Origin of the sequence: Streptomyces venezuelae (assembly GCF_008642355.1) — a bacterium.
Lineage (GTDB): Bacteria > Actinomycetota > Actinomycetes > Streptomycetales > Streptomycetaceae > Streptomyces > Streptomyces venezuelae_B.
The window spans coordinates 5,298,823-5,317,664 of record NZ_CP029193.1 but is presented as its reverse complement, the minus strand read 5'-3'; the positions used below and the strand labels follow the sequence as shown (position 1 = coordinate 5,317,664).

Genomic DNA, 18,842 nt, shown 5'->3' with positions numbered 1-18,842 from the left:
GATAAGAGGCGCCGCGGCGGCTGTCCTCACCCTCGCAGTTCAATACGCGTAAGCACAACGCTTACACGTCGGTGGACCAATGATGAGCGACTGCGTAAAGGGATTCAGTATTCCGCGGACGGGTCCCGAGATTAGTCTGCCTCCTCGAGGAAGAGGAGCCGGACATGAACGACTCACCGCGCGGCGGGAGTTCGGGCGAGCAGGTCATCGCCCTGTGGAGTGCGCCCAGGTCCCGTTCGACCGCGTTCCTGCGCATGATGATGGGGAGGGACGACGTCGCGGCCGTGCACGAGCCGTTCTCCCGTCTCGCCGACTTCGGATCGGCGGAGATCGAGGACCGTACGGTGCACTCCGAGGCGGAGCTGATCGACGCCATCACGACGCTGGGCGGAAAATCACGGCTGTTCTTCAAGGACACCACGGATTTCCACTATCCAGGCGTGCTCGCCGATCAGGATTTCCTGCGGAACGTGTGCCATACGTTCATCATCAGGGACCCGAAGGAAGTCATCGCCTCGCATTTCGCGCTGAATCCTGAGCTTCGGCGTGACGAGGTGGGGTTCGCCAGGCTGCACGAGCTGTTCCTGGCCGTCACGGAGGCTCAGGGCGCCGAACCGGTCGTGGTGGACTCCGACGACCTGATCGAACGTCCGGAGGACACGGTTCGGGCGTACTGCGAGAGCGTGGGTCTGCCCTTCGACGCCACGTCGCTGTCCTGGTCCCCGGGAATGCCGGACGACTGGAAGCTCACGGCGCGCTGGCACCAGGACGCGAGCACCACCAACGGTTTCGTGAAGAGCCGCAAGAACTACCCCGACACCGTCGACAACCATCCCGTGCTCGCCGAGCACTACCGGGCCGAACTGCCCTTCTACACCTACCTCCACGAGCGGCGGCTGCGGCCCCGAGGAGCGGTTCGGGGGGCCGTGTGACCCGGGGCGGCGGCACTCCTTCCCCGGACGCCCGGATCGACTCGCTGTCCCCGGCGCGACGCGAGCTGTACCTGCGGCTGCTCCGGGAGCGGGCGAACGCCCGGCCCGCGCGGGCGGGCGACGTGGGCGACGTGGGCGACGGTGTCGTGGTCCTCCGCGAGGGGGCGCCCGGTCGCACCGATCCGGTCGTGCTCGTTCATCCCATCGGCGGCGGCGTCTTCTGTTACGGGCCCCTGGCCCGGCTGCTCGACGGACCGCGCCCGGTGTGGGCCATCGCCGCCGACACCTCACCATCCGCTGAAAACGGCCGTACCGTCGCGGAGTTGGCGGAGCACTACCTGGAACTCCTCGCCGGACGCGGGGTCCGGCGTCCCGGCCTGCTCGGCGGCTGGTCCTTCGGCGGTCTGGTCGCCCACGAGATGGCACGCCGCCACCCGGCCGGCGTCGAGCGGCCCGTGCCGGTCACCCTGATCGATTCCGCTCCCTGGCCGCCCGGCACCGGAGCATGGTCGACCGCGGAGACCCTGCGCGCCTACATCGACGATCTGGTCGGATCCGGCGGCGCCGACGTCGACGTGGCGTCGCTGCCGGACACCCTCTGGCGCCTCCCGGTGCCCGAAGCCCTGGACCGGGCGTCCCACGAGCTGGCCGAGCGGGGCTTCGACCTCGCCCTCGGAGTGGACGAACTCCGGCGCCGGTACACGGTGTTCGAGGCCATGACCCGCGCCATGCAGCGCCACGCGCCGGGCGAGTACGCGGGGCCGGTGGCGCTCCTGTACGCGACGGCGTCCGGCGTCGGCCCCGGGATGTGGCGCCCGCTCAGCACGGGAGCCCCGCTCGTCCCGCATCCGCTGCCCGGCGACCACTTCAGCCTGCTGACAGGTGGGACCGTGCGCGACGTCGCCCGCCTTCTGCTGCACTCCGTCAACGACCTCTGGGAGCACCGGTGACCGGCACCACAGACGACTACCTCCACGAAGCGGAAATCTACGACGTCCTCTGGGCCGATCTGAACAGCTTCGATCTGCCCTTCCTGCTCTCCATGGCGGCCGAGTTCGGTGGCCCTCTGCTGGAGATCGGCTGCGGCACGGGACGCGTCCTGCTGCCCTGCATGGAGCACGTGGACCGTGCGGTGGGCGTCGACCGCTCGCCGTCGATGCTGGAACAGGGCCGCGCGAACCTGTCGGCGTCCGGGGTTCCCGAGGAGCGGGTCCGGCTCGTCGAGGCCGATCTGCGCTCCTTCGACCTGGGCGAGCGTTTCAACCTCGTGCTCGCGGGCGGGCAGACGATGTTCCACCTGGAGACCGACGACGACTGGCTCGCGGCGCTCGCCACGATCCGCGACCACCTGCAGCCCGGCGGCCGGTTCGTCGCCGGGGTTCCGGTATTCCAGGAGGCCGACTTCAGGGACTACCACAAGAAGCAGCTCTTCGTGGACGAGATCCGGCACCCGCGGACGGGCCTGCGCATCGCCCTGTGGGACTACAGCACCTTCGACTTCGAGAAGCAGTCCATCACCCGCCGCCGGGTCAGCGAGGTCCTGGACGAGCAGGGTCTCGTGATCGAGCGGCGCCACGACATCCGCAAGAACATCTACCGGTTCCCGCCGGAGATGCGGAAGTTGCTCGAACAGGCGGGCTTCCGGATCGAGGCCGAGTACGGCGACTACGACCGCGGTCCCTACACCGAGGAGTCCGAGGACTTCGTGTGGGTGGCCACGGTGGAGGGCCGGAAGGAGGACCAGCCGTGCTGAACGCGTCCACGAATACGGCGGACGAGCCGACCGCCCAGGCGGGTGTGTGCGGGGTGCTGGCCGGGGTGGTGAGCCGGTGGCCGGACCGAGAGGCCGTCTCGGACGGCGTGGAGTCCCTGACGTATCGCGAACTGGACCGTCGTTCCGGTGCGCTGGCGGAGCAGCTGCGGGCGGCGGGCGCCCGGCGCGGAGCGCTCGTGGGGGTCTGCGCCGACCGGGGCGTGGGGCTGATCGTCGCACTGATCGCCACGCTGCGGACAGGTGCGGGCTATGTGCCGCTGGACCCGGGGTATCCGGGCGAGCGGCTGCGGCTGACGGTGGAGGACGCCAAGTGCGTGGCGGTGGCCGCGCCGGGCCGCCTCGCGGGGGAGCTGGCGGGCGCCGCGGGCGCCTTCGTCGACCTCGACGAGCCGCTGCCCGCCGCGGACGCGCGTACACCGGGCACGGACGGCGACGGGAGCGTCGGGGAGACGCCGTTCACCGGGTGCGCGCGGGTGTCCGGCCAGGACACCGCGTACGTGATCTACACCTCCGGTTCCACGGGCCGCCCCAAGGGCGTCCGCGTCAGCCACGACAACCTCCTGCGGCTCTTCACCACCAGCGCCGGGCTGTTCGGCTTCGACGAGCACGGCGTGTGGAGCATGTTCCACTCCGCCGCCTTCGACTTCTCCGTCTGGGAGATCTACGGGGCCCTCCTGCACGGCGGCCGCGTCCACGTCATCCCGTACGCCACCACCCGCGACCCCGACGCCATGTGGAGACTGGTTCGCGACGAGAGCATCACCATGCTCTCCCAGACCCCGACGGCGTTCGCCCATCTCACCCACGCCGCCGCGCGGGCGGGCCACCCGCCCACCTCCCTCACGCACGTGGTGTTCGGCGGCGAGGCCCTGAACCCCGCCCAGCTCGCCGAATGGGCCGCCCACTACGGCACGGACACCCCCGAGCTCGTCAACATGTACGGCATCACGGAGACCACCGTGCACGTCACGCACCACCGGGTCACCGACGCCGACATCCACGACCCGCACCCCCACGGCAGCCCCATCGGAACGCCGCTGCCCGACCTGACGCTCCACCTCCTCGACGAGCACCTCGACCCCGTCGAAGACCTGACCGTCGCCGAGATCTACGTCTCCGGGCCCGGGGTCGCCCAGGGCTACCTGGACCGCCCCGCCCTCACCGCCGGCCGTTTCCTGCCCGATCCGCACCGGCCGGGCGGCCGCCTCTACCGCAGCGGTGACCTGGCCCACCGCACCCCCGACGGCCGGTACCACCACCACGGCCGTTCGGACCACCAGATCAAACTCCGCGGCTTCCGCATCGAGCCCGGCGAGATCGAGCGCATCCTCCTCGCCCATCCGTTCATCCACGCGGCCGCCGTCACCCTCGACCGCACGGACCCCGCGCACCCCCAGCTCGCCGCGTACGCCGTGCTCGCCGACGCCACCCCGGCCGCCCCCGCCACGCACAGAGAACTGCACGACCATCTCGCGCAGCACCTGCCGCCCCACATGATCCCCAGCACCATCACTCCGCTCCCCGCGCTCCCCACCACACCGAACGGCAAGCTCGACCCGGCCCAACTCCCGACGCCCATCCGGGCATGGCATGATGCGGGGCCGGTCGACGGGCCGCGCGACGACATCGAGGCGAGCGTCGCCGAACTGTTCACGGAGGTGCTCGGCGTCCAGCGGATCGGCATCCACGACGGTTTCTTCGACATCGGCGGAGACTCCCTGCTCGCCATTCGACTCATGGCCAGGGTGCGCCGCGTGTTCGGACTGCGGCTGCAGGTCCGTGCCCTGCTCGAAGCACCCACCGTGGCACAGCTCGCGGCAGTCGTGACCGAGACGTTGGTCGCGGAGATGGATCCCGCGGAACTCGAGGCCCTCCTGACCGCGGAGGAAGAGCATGCGGACGGTTCCCACGAAACGGCACCCGAGAAAAGGACGGCATGAGCATTCCGAGCGACAAGGCGACGTCACGGCGCGACAAACGACGGGGGGAACTCCGTGAGCTGCTCGGCCAACGAGAGTTCAGGCTCCTCTACATAGGCCAGACGAGCTCGATCATCGGCGACGCCATCGTGCCCGTCGCACTCGCCTTCGCCGTGCTCGAACTGACCGAGTCGGCCTCGGCCCTCGGTCTGGTGCTGGCCGCACGCGTGGTTCCGACGGTGCTGCTGCTCCTGCTCGGCGGGGTGATCGCGGACCGCATGTCGCGGCGCAGCCTGATGGTGCTGTGCGACGCGGCGTGCTTCCTGTCCCAGCTGGCCCAGGGCGTCATGCTGCTCACCGGCACCGCGTCGCTCCCGTCCATGATCGTCCTTCAGTTGATCGCGGGTTCCGCCGGCGCGTTCTTCCATCCCGCCGCCACGGGTCTGCTGCCAGAAGTGGTCAAGCCCGCGCAACTCCAGCGGGCGAACGGCCTGATGGGCCTGAGCGAGAACACCGCCTACACCATCGGTCCCGCGATCGCCGGTGTCCTCGTGGTGGCCTTCTCCCCGGGCGCGGCTCTGATCTTCGACGCGGCGACCTTCGCCGTCAGCGCGCTGGCGCTCTTCCTCATCCGTCTCGCTCCCGGCGCGGACAAGCCGAAGGCCGGGACCGAGGACGAGAAGTCGTCGTCGATCTTTCAGGATCTCAAGCTGGGCTGGGAGGAATTCCGTTCCAGGACCTGGCTCTGGACGATGGTCGCCTGGGCCGCCTCGTTCCATCTCCTGGTGCTGCCCGCCTGGCAGGTGTTCGGCCCCGCGGTGGCCCGTGACGATCTCGGTGGCGCGTCCGCGTGGGCGATCATCAGTGCGTGCACGGGACTCGGATCCATACTGGGCGGCGTCATCGCGCTCCGTATGCGACCGCGTTTCATCATGCGCGCCTCATTCATTCCCCTGGGCTTGTACGGATTGCAACTCCTGGCCCTTGCACTTGTCGCACCTGTACCGGTGATCGCGGTTTGCGCGGTCATCAGCAACATCGGTCTTTCCATGTTCAACGTTTTTTCGCTGACCGCAATGCAGCAGAATGTCCCCATCGGCTCGATGAGCAGGGTCAGTTCGTACGAGTGGCTGGGAAGCATCGGCCTTCTGCCGGTGGGGCAGGCCCTCGTCGGACCGGCCGGCGGACTGTCGTCCGCCACCTCGGTTCTCGTCGTGGGTGCGGTCTGGATGTTCCTCACACCTGCACTGTTGTTCGTCGTGCGGGATGCGCGGAACCTGGAGGCGGTCCACGAGTCCCACGGAGCGGACGAGGAAGAGGGCGAGATCAAGCCGTCGGCGAGCGTCACTTCCACGCCCTGAAGGCCGCCTTCGAACCCTCTTCCATGAAAGTCAAGCCTTGACCTGGCTACTTCGTTCCGCAATGCTTGAACCTGTCACACCTTTGCAGTTACGAAAGGTGCACACGGGGGAAAACTGGGAGTTCGGTCACGGGGGGCCACACCGCACACAGCCGCGAAATCATTGGGGACGTGTGCGGCTGCCCGAACAGTGCGTGTAGTCATTCCGGCAACGCCGTGCGTATTCCCGTGGAACCCACTCACGGGAGGCGAAATAGAGAATGCCCATAGATGTTCTCGTCTGCGACCAATTGCCGGTCGTGCGGAACGGAATCAGTGCGATTCTGGCTTCCGAAGAAGGAATTCGGGTCATCGACTCAACCGATTCCGGCATACACGCGATGATGATTGCGCGTACGCGCCGTCCGCACGTCATCATCACCAGTCTCGACCTGGTGGGGATCTCCGGCCTGGAAATGGTCAAGCGACTCCACGAGGAGAAGTTCTCGCCCGCCCCTCAGGTCGTCGCCTTCACGATGGACGACAGCGACGAAGTGATCTCCGCGGTCCTGCACGCGGGGGTGACCGGTCTGCTCGTCAAGGAGGTGGACCGCGCCGAGCTGGTCTCGGCGGTCCACTCGGCGGCCCAAGGACAGATGATGCTGGCACCCAGGGTCGCCGAGCGGCTGGTCAACTGGTTCCGGCGGCAGGACAGCAGGCCCGAGGGTCAACTGCAGCCTGTCGCCGCCGCGTTGACGCCCCGGGAGCGCCAGGTGCTGTCGCTGATCGCGAAGGGCCTGTCGACGGAGCAGGTGGCCATCGATCTCGCCATCGGCATCGCCACCGTACGCACGCATGTCTACCGGCTGCGCAACAAACTCGAACTCAAGGACAGGGCCCAGCTGGTCTCGTTCGCCTACCGCTCCGGTGTGATGCAGATGTCGGCGTCCGCGCGGTGACCTCAGGCGGATGAACCTCCTGTCGTGGCACGGCCACTTCCCTGACTGACGAGAACCGTTCTCTCTTCGGCGAAGTGGCAGGCCGACTCGTGTGCCGCCGGGGTGTCCTGACCCTTGAAACGCTCGGGGATCGCCAGGAGCGGGATCTCCTTCGCGCACTTGTCCTCCGCCTTCCAGCACCGCGTGCGGAAGCGGCAGCCCGACGGCGGATTCGCCGGGGACGGCACATCACCGGTGAGGATGATCCGCTCACGCCCCTCACGCGACTCCGGGTCCGGAACCGGCACCGCGGACAGCAGGGCCTGCGTGTACGGGTGCGTCGGGTGCTCGTAGATCTGCTCGTCCGAGCCGATCTCCGCCATCTTCCCGAGGTACATCACGCCCACGCGGTCCGAGATGTGCCGGACGATCGACAGGTCGTGCGCGATGAAGAGGTAGGACAGGTTGAACTCGTCCTGGAGCTTGGCCATCAGGTTGATGACCTGCGCCTGGACGGACACGTCCAGGGCCGAGACCGGCTCGTCGCAGATGATGATCTCAGGATTCAGGGCCAGACCGCGCGCGATGCCGATGCGCTGACGCTGACCACCCGAGAACTGGTGCGGGTAGCGGTTGATGTACTCCGGGTTGAGACCCACCACGTCCAGGAGGTCCTGGACCTTCTGACGGCGCGAACCCTTCGGGGCCACCTCCGGGTGGATCTCGAAGGGCTCCCCGATGATGTCACCCACCGTCATACGGGGGTTGAGGGACGTGTACGGGTCCTGGAACACCATCTGGATGTTCCGGCGGACCGCCTTCAACGCCCGCCCGGACAGCTTCGTGATGTCCTGACCCTTGTAGAACACCTCACCCGCCGTCGCCCGCTCCAGGGTCATCAACAGTCTGGCGACCGTGGACTTGCCACAACCGGACTCGCCCACGATGCCCAGCGTCTCGCCCTGGTACAGGTCGAAGGAGACACCGTCGACGGCCTTGACCGCACCGATCTGCCGCTTGAACAGGATTCCCTGCGTCAGAGGAAAGTGCTTCACCAGGTTGCGGACCTGCAGGATCGGCTCACCACGCTCGGCCGACGTCTCAGCCATGGATCGTCTCCTCCGGGAAGTGGCACGCACTGGCCCGGCCGGCCGGTGCCACGCCGTCCCGCTCCGTCACCGGCAGCAGCACCGGAACGTCCGCGCGACAGATGTCCTGCGCCCGCGGGCAGCGAGGGTGAAAGGCACAACCACTGGGCACACGCGTGAGGTTGGGCGGCAGCCCCTTGATCGCGTAGAGCTCGCGGCCCTTCTGGTCCAGGCGCGGGATCGAGTCGAGAAGGCCACGGGTGTACGGATGCGCCGGGCTCCGGTACAGCTCGTGCACCGGAGCGGTCTCGACGATCCGGCCCGCGTACATGACGGCGATCTTGTCCGCCACGTCGGCGACGACGCCGAGGTCGTGCGTGATCAGGATCAGGCCCATGTCGTACTCGCGCTGGAGCTCCGCGAGCAGGTCCATGACCTGCGCCTGGACCGTCACGTCGAGCGCCGTGGTGGGCTCGTCCGCGATGATCAGATCCGGCTCCAGGGCCAGCGCCATCGCGATCATGACACGCTGGCGCATACCGCCGGAGAACTGGTGCGGATAGTCGCCGACCCGCTCCTCGGCCGCCGGAATCCGCACCCGGTCCATCAGCTCGACGGCCTTGTGCCTCGCTTCCCTCTTGGACAAGCCCTGGTGCACCCGGAACATCTCACCGAGCTGGAAACCGACGGTGAGGACCGGGTTCAGGGCGGAGAGCGCGTCCTGGAAGATCATCGCGATCTTCCGGCCGCGGATCTTCCGGCGCTCCTCCCCGCTCATCTTCAGCATGTCCTGACCGCGGTAGAGGATCTCGCCCTGCGGGATCTTGCCGGGCGGCATGTCGAGGATGCCCATGATCGCCTGGGCGGTCACGGACTTGCCGGAGCCCGACTCACCGAGCACCGCGAGCGTCTCACCCGCGCCGACGCTGTAGTTCACGCCGTTGACGGCCTTGGTCACACCGTCCCGGGTCGTGAACTCCACGTGCAGGTCGCGGACCTCGAGCAGGGGCAGTCCCCTCTCGTCCGTGCCGCGCGGGCTCGGCGCGGGAGCCTTCTCAAAGATGGTCTTCACGTCCTCCTCCTTCAGCGCAGCTTGGGGTCAAGGGCGTCGCGCAGCCCGTCACCGACAAAGACGAAGCCCAGCACGGTCAGGATGATCGCCAGACTGGGGAAGACCCACAGGTGATCGCTGACGCCGATGAACTGGCGACCCTCGGCCAGGATGTTCCCCCACTCCGGGACGCCGGGTGCGACTCCGATGCCGAGGAAGGAGAGGGAGGCCACGCCGACGATCGCGGTTCCGGTGTTGAACGCGGCGTAGATGAGGACCGGGGAGATCGAGTTGGGCAGGATGTGCCGCAGCACGATCCGGGTGTGGCCGGCGCCCAAGGCGCGCGCCGCGGCGACGTAATCGGCCTCGCGGACGGTGAGGATCGAGCTGCGCAGCAGGCGAGCCACCGTCGCCCAGGAGAACAGCGCCAGCGCGACGATGACCGGCCAGACTCCCTGACCGGTCACGAGGATGATGGTGATCGCACCGACCAGCAGCGGAAACGCCAGGAAGACATCGGCCGTCCGCATGATCACAGAGTCGATCCAGCGGCCCGCGTATCCGGCGAGAGCTCCGAGCAGCACGCCGACGCCGCAGGTCAGCGCGATGGATGCCAGTCCGATCAGCAGGGCGAGACGTGTGCCGACGACCAGCCGCGCGAACAGGTCACGCCCCAGTCCGTCCGTCCCGAACCAGTGCTCGGCCGACGGCCCCGCCATCGTGTTGTTCAGATCCTGCGCGTAGGCGTCGTGCGGTGTCAGGAAGGGGCCGAAGGCGGCCGTCAGGGCCAGGACGGTGACGATGACGAGGCCCAGCACGGCAAGCTTGTTGTGCAGATAGGTGCTGCACACGACCTTCCAGTAGGACGTCGCCGGCCCGGCGGTCGTCTCCTCACCCGCCTGCTCCGCCGTTCCGCCCGCGGTGCGCGGGCGCGCCGGTGACGGGACGTCCGGGAGCTCGACCGGACTCTTGATCAGCTCACTCATGGGGTTCCTTCGTCGGGGCCGGTGCCACGGCCGTCGTCAGCTTTCCCGGATGCGCGGATCGAGGGCCGCGCAGAGCAGGTCCACGAGCATGCTGAGTACGACGAACACCGCGACGCCGTACGTCACCACCCCCAGGATGATGGGGTTGTTCTGCTGACGGACCGCGTCGACCAGGGCCAGGCCCACTCCGTCCCAGTTGAAGATCGCCTCGGTGATCAGGGCTCCACCCATCAGCAGGCCGAGGGAGATGCCCAGATACGTGACCACGGGGATGACGGAGTTGCGCAGCACGTGCCGGACCAGCACGACCCGGGGCGGCAACCCCTTGGCGACGGCCGTCTTGATGTAGTCGGCCCGCATCACCTCCACCATGGTTCCGCGCATGAGCCGGGCCACGAGCGCCGCGTCGACGATGGCCAGACTCACCGCCGGCAGCACCAGGGATCGGAGGTCGCCGGTGCTGAGCAGCGGGAACCACCCCAGTTCGACGACGAAGAACTTCTGCAGCAGGAAGCCGATGACGAACGTGGGGAAGCCGATCGCCAGCGTGGAGACGAACGTCGCCGAGACGTCCCAGATGCTGTTCCGCCGCAGGGCCGCGATCATGCCGACCGTCCCTCCGACGACGGCGTTGACCACGATCGCGGCGAGGGCGAGCTGAGCGGTGTTCAGCAGCTTCGGCGCGAGAATCTCGCTCACTTCACGCCGCTGTACGTAATCCTCGCCCAGGTCGCCGGAGAGAAGGTTGACCAGATAGTGGAAGTACTGCTGGTAGAGCGGCTCGCCGAGGCCGAATCGCTCCTTCAACTCGGCCACGACGACCGGGTCATGGGCGTTCTCGCCGCCGGCGAGAGAGCTGGCCGGGTCCCCCGGCAACACGAAGAGGCAGAGGAAGAGAACCACCGTCGTCCCGATGAGGACGAGCACCATCTGTCCGAGGCGCCGGGCGATATAGCGTCCCATGTTGTCCCTACTCCCGTACGCGAATGGTTCTCTGCACTCCCTGTCCGGCTGCCGGTTACTTCCGCAGCTCGATCCCCTCGAAGTACGGGCTCTCACCGAACGACAGGACGTCGAGGCCGGCGAACTTCTTCTTGTCCGCGAGCCGGTACTCGGACCTCTGGAAGGTGGGGATCAGCGCCATGTCGTCCATCGCGACCTTCTCGGCCTGCTTGTAGACGGCGATGCGCTTCTTCTCGTCCTTCGTGGCACGGCCCCGCTCCACCAGTTCGTCGAACTCGGGGTTGTGGTAGCGGCTGCGGTTGTCGCCCATGACCTTTCCGGACTTGTCCTTGGCGATCGAGTTCGAGTGCAGCAAGGGGTAGAGATAGTTGTCCGGCGTCGGGTAGTCGGCGCCCCAGGAGTAACGGAACAGGCCGGTGGCCTCGGCGCTCTGTTCCTTCTCGAGCCCTTCCGTGAAGGTCGTTCCCTTCACCTTCACCTTGAGCCCGAGGGTGTCCTCGATCTGCTTGGCCGCGGCCTGGATCCACTGGTCGTGCCCGACACCGGTGTTGAACACGAGGGACAGTTCGTCCCCCGGCTTCAGGCCCGCCTTCTTCGCGTGTGCCTTCGCCTTCGCGGCGTCCTGCTTGAGGCACGACGTGCACAGCCCGTCCTGGTACGACTTCGGCAGTGCGGGCGGGACGATGGACGAGGCCGGGCGCTGGTACCCCTTGTACAGGCCCTTGGTGATGGCCTGCCGGTCGATGGCGTACGAGATCGCGAGGCGGGCGTCCCGGCTCTTGAGCGGCCCCTGGTCGGTGATCGGCAGGAGGTAGTTCATGCCGTTGACGTCCTGGGACATCCACTTGCCGGCGGGCTTGTACTGCGCCTCGGCCTTGGAGAGCTGCCCCGGCGGCACGTGCGCGTAGTCGAAGATCCCCGTCTGGAAGCCCTGGTACTCGAGGTCGAACATGCTCTGGCTGTTGACGAGCGTGATGTCGATCCCGCCGAGCTTCGCCTTCTTGAGTCCATAGGCGTCATTGCGGACGAGGGAGATCTTCTTGTTGTGGTCCCACTTGCCCGCCATCTTGAACGGCCCGTTCCCGATGGGCAGGTCCGCGAACTCCTTGTCGCTCTTCGCGGCCGCCTCGGGAATGGGGCTGAAGGCCGTGTGCGCCGTCTTCTTGTCGAACTCACAGTCACTCGCGGAGAGGTCGACCCGCAGCGAGGTGGCGTCGGGTGCGGTCAGTCCGCTCATCCGCTTCGCTTTTCCGCTGCGGACCTTTTCGTACCCCTTGATGCCGTCGAGGTGGTACGAGACATCGGAGGCGAGTGCCGGGCTCACCGTACGGTTCCAGCCACGAATCAAGGATTCCGCGTCGACGGTCTCACCGTTGGTGAATTTCGTGCCGCCCTTGATGGTGAACTTCCACTGCGTGCAGTCGTCGTTCGTGCTGGCCGACGTGGCGAGCCGCGGCTCGAGTTCACCCTTCGGATTGACCCGGTACAGGCCGGAGAACAGCACCTCGGAGACGATGAGTCCCGTTGTCTCCGACGCGAGACCGGGGTCGATCGCGGCCGGTTCGGTCAAGCCGAAGCGGAAGGTCCCGCCGTCGGCTGCGGTCCGCTGGGTCTCCCCGCCGCCGCAAGCCGACATGGTCAGAACCAGGGCCCCCACCCCTGCCATCCATCCAGTGACCCTTATTGCACGCATGCAGTTCCCCGTCTCCTCGGTAACCCGCCCCACGGCCGCCAACTATGGAAAGGCCCGACCTCCGGGAACACCCGGACTGACATCACGTTTCTGTTACGCGGCAACACTTCAGGTGCCGAAACGGGAGCAAACGGAAAACACGTCACTGTCGATGAAACGGCGGAGTAATGACGAATGGACGGCCCGGCCCCATATGTTGACCGCACGGCGCGTACGGCGTTCACTCCCCATAAGCAGAGCGATGACAACAGCCGTAATCAGCGGACCTGCCGACGCAATCCGGACCGCGGGTACGCTCGGACGAAACTGCCGTATGAAGGGTGGATTCGTTGACAGAGCCCGAGGCCTCTCACCCACTGGCCGCGTACGGCTGGAACGCCGGGGTCGAAGCCGATTTCGCTCCGTACGCCGCGAAGGGGCTGTCGCCCGGACGGGTCGTCAGGGTCGAACGCGGCCTCTGCGAGGTGGTGACCCCCGCCGCCGACGGACGCTCCACCGTGCTGCTCGGATCCGACCCGAACCCCGTCGCCCCCCGCGACCCCATGTGGGCCGTCTGCGCCGGCGACTGGGTCGCACTCGACCGCGACACCGAACCGCCCGCGATCCGCGCCCTGCTGCCCCGCCGCACCGCCTTCGTGCGCTCCACCTCGACGAAACGCTCCGAGGGCCAGGTCCTCGCGGCCAACGTCGATCACGCCGTCATCGCCGTGTCGCTCGCAGTGGAGCTCGAACTGGAGCGGATCGAACGCTTCCTGGCGCTGGCCTGGGAGTGCGGTGCGCAGCCGATGGTCGTCATGACGAAGTCCGACCTCGTCGACGACGAGCAGACCCTGGACCACCTCGCCTCGGACATCCGCGGCGCGGCCCCGAACGTACCGGTGCTCGCCGTCAGCGCACGGACGGGGCACGGCCTCGACACCCTGCGCTCGCACGTGTCGCACGGCACGTCCGTGCTGCTCGGCCAGTCGGGCGCGGGCAAGTCGACCCTCGCCAACGTACTGGTCGGCGAGGAGATCCAGGAGGTGAGGGCGGCCCGGGACAGCGACGGCAAGGGCCGGCACACCACGACCCGCAGGGACCTGCTCCTCCTGTCGGGCGGCGGCACCCTGATCGACACCCCCGGCCTGCGTGGCGTCGGCCTGTGGGACGCGGCGGACGGCCTGGCCATGCTCTTCTCGGAGATCGAGGAACTGGCCGCCTCCTGCCGCTTCCACGACTGCTCCCACACCTCGGAACCCCGGTGCGCGGTGCTGGCCGCGGTCGAGGAGGGCGAGATCTCCCGACGCCGCCTGGAGAGCTTCCGCAAACTGACCGCGGAGAACGAGTGGATCGGCGAACGCATCGACGCCCGCCAGCGCGAACAGGTACGCCGCGACTGGAAACGCGGGTCGTGAGCCGCCTCGGGGGGCGCCTCACCGGGGCAACGAGACGGGCCCGACTCCGAGGAGCCGGGCCCGTGCCGGGCGCGTTGAGCCGGGGGAAAGGATGATCGGTGTGCGGCAGACGGACCCCGTGTCCGGTCGGCCTGCGCGGCGAAGCCGCGGAACGTAAACCTCTCGCAGACCGACAAGCCAGAGAGGTGCGGCAAAAGCGGTGGGAGGCCGCCATGCAGGAAGCCCGCGCCGACGACGCCCACGCCTGTCGCGTCAAACACCTCGGAGAACAGGCAGACGCCTGGCACAAGGCCAACCACCTGACCGAATACGTCACAGCAGTACGCGACCGCGCCACATCACTGCCGCCCGGACAGGGACGGACCGAGATCGGGGCGTGGCTCGCATTCGCGGACGCGCACCTCCAACACCTCACCGAGTCCGTCTCAGCACCAAAGCTGCCCACGCCGCCGAAGCCCAGCGGCGACGACCTCAAGCCCTTCCTCGGCCACTGGAGCCCCTAGGGGCCCCGCTCCTACTGAGCCGAACCAAGCGAAATCACACCGCCACGAGCCGGACCCGCTCACCGCACAGCTTGGCCATGTCGTCGATATCGGACGTCAGCATGACCACGGGACGGTGCTGCCGCAGCGCCGCCTCGGCGACCGCCGCATCGATCGCGTACTTGTGCCCGTGCAACCCGGCATTCGTCAGCAGCTTCGAGGCCGCCCTCGCCTCCTCGTCACCGACCGGGACGACCCGCAGCCCGGAAAGCACCCAATTCAGGCGGGACTTGTTCGTACGGGCATGGACCGCTTCGATGATGGCGAGCGCACTGATCACGACCTCCATGCCGCGCGAGCGTGCCTCGGCGATCAGAGCCACCACCTGCTCGTCGTCGGCGAGCAGCTTCGAGAGTCCCTCGCTGTCGAGGACCAACGTCCCCTCGTGACTCAGCCTGCGGCGGGCCACTCCGCCTCCTCGGCGAACACTTCGTCGAAGACCTGCCGCGCCCCCTGCCGAGCCTGCTCGGAGACCGGCCCCTTGCGGCTCTCGTAGTCCGCCAGGTACTCGTCCAGGATCTGCCCGCGCAGCTCACGCTCGACCGCCTGGGTGATGAACGCGGAGAACTCCCGTTTCCCCACCCGCGCCCGGATCGCCTCCGCGGTCCCTTCGGGCAGCGACAGGCTCACCCGCGTCGCCGGACCTTCCCCGATGCTGTACGTCGTCTCACCCATACCCCGAGTGTGTCAAACGAGTAGGAAAAGTGCCACGTCCGCACTACCGTCACAGCTCGGTCGGCGCCCCGCTCACACAAATCCCGGCACGGGCACCCCCATCCCAGCACGGGAAAAAAACCAAGGGCCCGACCCCGAAGAGCCGGACCCCACCTGACCTGCACGTTCGCCAGATCAGCGACGTGGTGCTGGATCAGCCGCTACACATTGAAGCGGAACGTTCATGGAACCCCTTTCTTCCCAGTGTTCCCAAGGCTTTCCGCCCCTTCGAGGGGTGCAGGGTCAGCACCGTGTCGTCGAGTCAGCACGTCACGCCGCCACGGCGAGTACCGGCGACGGCCGAAGCGCCTGCTGCATCCCGTCCCGGCACCGGTCCCACGCCTCCGGCACCAGGTGCCCGTACGTGTCGACGGTCGTCTTGATGTTCCGGTGACCGAGCCAGCGGCTCACTTCGTGGATCGGAACGCTGTTCGCGAGCGCGGCCGAGGCGAAGAAGTGGCGCAGGGAGTGCGGGGTGTACTTCGGCTTCTTGTCCGGGGTGACTACGCCCGCCGCCGCGCACGCCTTCCGCCAGTGATAGCCGTACGTCGACGCCGTGGGCATCTTCCCCTTGCCCCGCTCACGCGGCGCGAACAACGCCTCTACGCCGTCGACCTCGACCGTGCCCCAGCGCTTCAGGTGGTTACCGATCTCCCGGTCAAGGAACGTCGGCGTGGGCACGTCCCGGTACTCGTCCGCCGTGCGGTGCTTGAGCGGCACAAACCGCGTCACGCAGTCACCCTGGTTCGCCTTGGCGCTGATCTGCCTACGCAGCCGCAGGAAGCCTTCCCGCTGACAGTCGGAGGTCAGCCCCAGAGCCTCACTGATACGCAGCCCAGCACCCGCCTGGAGCCACACCGTGAGCCGGTATTGATCGGACATGGCGGCGGCGATGGCGTACACCTCCGTGAGCGTCGGTATCTCGTCCGGGTCGACGGCAGCGCCTGCCATCTTGATCGGGGGCACCCCGTCGCACGGGCTCTCGTATATGCGCCGTTCCTTGACGGCGGTCGCCATCATGGCGCGCAGGATGTTCATGCGGTCATTGACTGTCGATGCCGCCAATCCGCCGTTCACCATGGCCGTCTGAAGCTTCTTCACATCCGGGATGGTGACGCTGGCGAGGGTGCGGGCACCGAGCGCGGGAACCAGGTGGTTCGAGATGAAGCCCTGGTAGTTCCGTCGGGTCGACTCGTTCACCTGGTGCTGCGCGAGCCACTCTTCCGCCCACTTGCGCATGGAGATCTGCCCGAGCTGGTGGTCGATGTAGACCCCGGCCCGCTTGTCGTTCTCCGCCTTGACGCCGAAGCTCTCGGCCTCCCGCTTCGTGGGGAACGACTTCTCCCGCTGACGCCCCGTCCGCCCACCGGGCTCGCGGTACCGGACTGTCCACAGGTGCGCGCACCGGGTCTTGTTCCGGCAGTCACACTTCTTCAGTACCTGCGCCACTCTTCATCCCCCTGAGCACCTCGTCGGCCTTCTCCGTCAGCTGTCCGCCCGCCTTGCCCTCGACCTTGGTCAGGAAGCCGCGTTTCCGTGCAGCGCGCAGGTGCCCCTTGAGCGTGGCCTGCTTGATGTTCGTAATCTCCTCAAGCGCCTGGATCGGGGCCCGCTCACCGATCTCGACGACCCGCACATAGACCGCCGAGAGCATGGCCAGGTACCTATCGGTGACCCCTCTGGGCGCGTCGGCGAGCCACCCACGCAGGAGTCCTGCTTCCTCCTCCACGGCCTGGTCAATACCGGTCGGAGCTGCGTCGAGCATCTCCACGAACGATCTGGTGTCGATCTGCCGGAGCACCGTGCTGGACAGGCCGCGGGCGATCTCCTGCGGGTCGCCGTCTTCGTGAGGCTCGATCCGAATCTCCTGCGGCCCACCGCCCACGGAGTCGGCTGGCCGCCACATCGTCACCTTCCATGAGCCGATACGCCGGTGAATCTCGATGCCCGCACGCGACGGCGGACCGTCAGGGCTACGTGTGATCTCCATGCGAGGAACGTACGAACCCATTCAGCCCCAGTCAAGTCTAGAGGTGACACATCCAGCTTTGACAGAACCAGATGCATTGCTCAGGATGATGCCGGTACGACGAACCGAAGGAGATCCGCCTTTGCACGACAACCGCCTGATGACCGTTGACGAACTGGCTGAGTACCTGGGCAAGAAGCCCGCCTGGATCTACAACAACCACCGGATACTCGGCCTCCCGTCCCGGAAGGTCGGCGGCAGCCTGCGCTTCCGCATGTCCGAAGTCGACCGCTGGCTCGACCGGGGATGCCCGGCCTCCGCCTGACCTGCGGACCTCTCATCCGTACCCGACCGAATGGAGGTCACATGATCCCGCCATCCGGCGGGAGACAGCGGCGCATACCTGTGCCGCTCCGCTCAAAGGAAGGACGGCCACGCACGGTGGGAGCCACCAAGGACAAGGGGCGGCAGCTCCACGAAATCGAGCGGGTCCCGTACGAAGACGCGTTCCTGATCGGCGACCTCCTCACCACCCGGACAACATTGCTGGCGGGCGAGCCCAAGGCGGGCAAGACACTGCTCAGCGCGGGCATGGGCATAGCCCTGCTCAACGGCGAGCCGACGTTCCTCGGCCTGCCGGTACATCGAAGAATCGACCACATCGTCTACGGCCTGACCGACGACGGCGCGGCGGAGGAATTGAAGGAGCGGCTGGACGGTGCCGTACCGGACGACTCTGTGACCATCTTCCCCGTCCGGGACGCGCGGGACTCCGGCTACTGGAAGGGCATCTACGAAGACCTCGCGGACATCAGGCCGGGCCTGTTCGTCCTGGACAACATGCTCGGCGCGCTCGCACCGGGTGAGGACATCTCGTCCCCGGTGACAGCGCAACGGTTCGGGCACAGCTTGCGTCCGATCACGGACATGGGCATCCCCGTGCTGGTGGTGACGCACACCCCGAAGGGAACGGCGGAGGGAATGAGCGTCGCGTCCTCTCCCATCGGCGGACGGGCGATCGCGGCCGGCGCTCGCGGCATCATCACCTTGAGGAACTCCGGCAAGCGCGGGCGGCGCATCGAAGTCAAGATGAATCGCGCCCGAGAAGACCTCAACCTCGACGTCACCGTGTACCGGGCCAGCGCGACCAGCGAGGTCCCTGTCTGGAAGCGGGCGAGGCCCCAGATTAAGGCCGTCGACATGCCGAAGGCGAAGCCCTGGGACGAAGTGCTCGCAGCGCGGATCATCGAGGAGCAGCCGGAGGAGACGAACTACAGGCCGCTCGCCCAGCGGTACGCCCCGACGGTCGGCAAGAGCGTGGAGACCATTCGCCCCAAGCTCAGGGATGCCCTGGAGTACGTCGGTGGGCGCTGGACCCTGAGGCGCTCCGAGCCCGCCTGATCTGTGGTGGTGGTGATGCAGCCCCCTTACAGGAAGTGTCACCACCACCAGCTACCTCGCTCCGCTCGGCAAGCCTCGCTCCTCCTTCTACTTACGTAAGTACGTCAGGACATCTGGACACTGGCGGCCTGTGGCCGAC

At 67.5% G+C, this 18,842-nt stretch carries 19 protein-coding genes; 10 read left to right on the top strand and 9 right to left on the bottom strand.

The genetic code is table 11. The features are described from left to right. Positions 1-164: 164 nt before the first annotated feature. The 6 genes from DEJ47_RS24910 (at position 165) to DEJ47_RS24885 (ending at position 6,923) form a co-directional block, all read left to right on the top strand. Positions 165-932, top strand: coding sequence for a sulfotransferase (locus tag DEJ47_RS24910; RefSeq protein WP_150171796.1), 768 nt, complete (start codon positions 165-167; stop codon positions 930-932). Beyond that, the gene (locus tag DEJ47_RS24905; protein ID WP_150171794.1) at positions 929-1,882 is read left to right on the top strand and encodes a thioesterase domain-containing protein; all 954 of its coding nucleotides are present in this window, start codon (positions 929-931) and stop codon (positions 1,880-1,882) included. Before DEJ47_RS24910 ends, DEJ47_RS24905 begins: the two co-directional genes overlap by 4 nt. Then, positions 1,879-2,685: a class I SAM-dependent methyltransferase gene (locus tag DEJ47_RS24900; RefSeq protein WP_150171792.1), complete on the top strand. Its 807-nt coding sequence runs from the start codon at positions 1,879-1,881 to the stop codon at positions 2,683-2,685. The genes DEJ47_RS24905 and DEJ47_RS24900 overlap by 4 nt, the downstream gene beginning before the upstream one ends. Then, positions 2,679-4,646: a non-ribosomal peptide synthetase gene (locus DEJ47_RS24895; RefSeq protein WP_161236903.1), complete on the top strand. Its 1,968-nt coding sequence runs from the start codon at positions 2,679-2,681 to the stop codon at positions 4,644-4,646. Before DEJ47_RS24900 ends, DEJ47_RS24895 begins: the two co-directional genes overlap by 7 nt. Further along, a complete protein-coding gene (locus tag DEJ47_RS24890) occupies positions 4,643-5,986 on the top strand; it encodes an MFS transporter (protein ID WP_150171788.1) in 1,344 nt (447 codons plus the stop codon). Before DEJ47_RS24895 ends, DEJ47_RS24890 begins: the two co-directional genes overlap by 4 nt. Positions 5,987-6,245: 259 nt before the next feature. After that, complete coding sequence (locus DEJ47_RS24885; RefSeq protein ID WP_150171786.1) at positions 6,246-6,923, top strand: response regulator; 678 nt, start codon at positions 6,246-6,248, stop codon at positions 6,921-6,923. Between the two features lie 2 nt (positions 6,924-6,925). On the opposite strand, the gene DEJ47_RS24880 is transcribed toward DEJ47_RS24885, so the two are convergent. From DEJ47_RS24880 to DEJ47_RS24860, 5 genes are read right to left on the bottom strand one after another with little or no spacing between them, the layout of a single operon-like run. Beyond that, positions 6,926-8,011: an ABC transporter ATP-binding protein gene (locus DEJ47_RS24880; RefSeq protein ID WP_150171784.1), complete on the bottom strand. Its 1,086-nt coding sequence runs from the start codon at positions 8,009-8,011 to the stop codon at positions 6,926-6,928. Continuing rightward, positions 8,004-9,062 (bottom strand): ABC transporter ATP-binding protein, encoded by a 1,059-nt coding sequence (locus DEJ47_RS24875; RefSeq protein ID WP_150171782.1) that lies wholly within the window; start codon positions 9,060-9,062, stop codon positions 8,004-8,006. Before DEJ47_RS24875 ends, DEJ47_RS24880 begins: the two co-directional genes overlap by 8 nt. Before the next feature lie 11 nt (positions 9,063-9,073). Next, complete coding sequence (locus tag DEJ47_RS24870) at positions 9,074-10,027, bottom strand: ABC transporter permease (protein WP_150171780.1); 954 nt, start codon at positions 10,025-10,027, stop codon at positions 9,074-9,076. 36 nt (positions 10,028-10,063) lie between these two features. After that, positions 10,064-10,990: an ABC transporter permease gene (locus DEJ47_RS24865; RefSeq protein WP_150171778.1), complete on the bottom strand. Its 927-nt coding sequence runs from the start codon at positions 10,988-10,990 to the stop codon at positions 10,064-10,066. A gap of 55 nt (positions 10,991-11,045) precedes the next feature. Beyond that, entirely contained in the window at positions 11,046-12,656 is a 1,611-nt protein-coding gene (locus DEJ47_RS24860; protein WP_161237664.1) for an ABC transporter substrate-binding protein, read from the bottom strand. A gap of 356 nt (positions 12,657-13,012) precedes the next feature. Between DEJ47_RS24860 and rsgA the strand changes: the two genes are divergently transcribed. Next, positions 13,013-14,077, top strand: coding sequence for a ribosome small subunit-dependent GTPase A (gene rsgA, locus DEJ47_RS24855; protein WP_223828496.1), 1,065 nt, complete (start codon positions 13,013-13,015; stop codon positions 14,075-14,077). A 212-nt stretch (positions 14,078-14,289) separates the two neighbouring features. Beyond that, positions 14,290-14,580, top strand: a complete 291-nt coding sequence (locus DEJ47_RS24850) for a hypothetical protein (RefSeq protein WP_150171773.1) — start codon at positions 14,290-14,292, stop codon at positions 14,578-14,580. Between the two features lie 34 nt (positions 14,581-14,614). Here the strand turns inward: DEJ47_RS24850 and DEJ47_RS24845 are convergent, their stop codons facing one another. The 4 genes from DEJ47_RS24845 to DEJ47_RS24830 all read right to left on the bottom strand — a co-directional run bounded on the left by DEJ47_RS24845 (position 14,615) and on the right by DEJ47_RS24830 (position 17,323). Next, complete coding sequence (locus DEJ47_RS24845) at positions 14,615-15,028, bottom strand: PIN domain-containing protein (RefSeq protein ID WP_150171771.1); 414 nt, start codon at positions 15,026-15,028, stop codon at positions 14,615-14,617. After that, positions 15,010-15,294 carry a hypothetical protein gene (locus DEJ47_RS24840; protein WP_150171769.1) on the bottom strand — a complete coding sequence of 95 codons (285 nt, stop codon included), beginning with the start codon at positions 15,292-15,294 and terminating at the stop codon, positions 15,010-15,012. Before DEJ47_RS24840 ends, DEJ47_RS24845 begins: the two co-directional genes overlap by 19 nt. Before the next feature lie 309 nt (positions 15,295-15,603). Beyond that, positions 15,604-16,782 (bottom strand): tyrosine-type recombinase/integrase, encoded by a 1,179-nt coding sequence (locus DEJ47_RS24835; protein ID WP_223828495.1) that lies wholly within the window; start codon positions 16,780-16,782, stop codon positions 15,604-15,606. Continuing rightward, the gene (locus DEJ47_RS24830; protein ID WP_150171767.1) at positions 16,757-17,323 is read right to left on the bottom strand and encodes a hypothetical protein; all 567 of its coding nucleotides are present in this window, start codon (positions 17,321-17,323) and stop codon (positions 16,757-16,759) included. Before DEJ47_RS24830 ends, DEJ47_RS24835 begins: the two co-directional genes overlap by 26 nt. A gap of 121 nt (positions 17,324-17,444) precedes the next feature. On the opposite strand from DEJ47_RS24830, the gene DEJ47_RS24825 reads away from it, so the two are divergent. Together DEJ47_RS24825 and DEJ47_RS24820 are read left to right on the top strand one after the other, a co-directional pair. Continuing rightward, positions 17,445-17,627, top strand: coding sequence for a helix-turn-helix domain-containing protein (locus DEJ47_RS24825; protein WP_223828494.1), 183 nt, complete (start codon positions 17,445-17,447; stop codon positions 17,625-17,627). A gap of 116 nt (positions 17,628-17,743) precedes the next feature. Beyond that, positions 17,744-18,703 carry an AAA family ATPase gene (locus DEJ47_RS24820; RefSeq protein WP_150171763.1) on the top strand — a complete coding sequence of 320 codons (960 nt, stop codon included), beginning with the start codon at positions 17,744-17,746 and terminating at the stop codon, positions 18,701-18,703. Positions 18,704-18,842 lie beyond the last annotated feature (139 nt).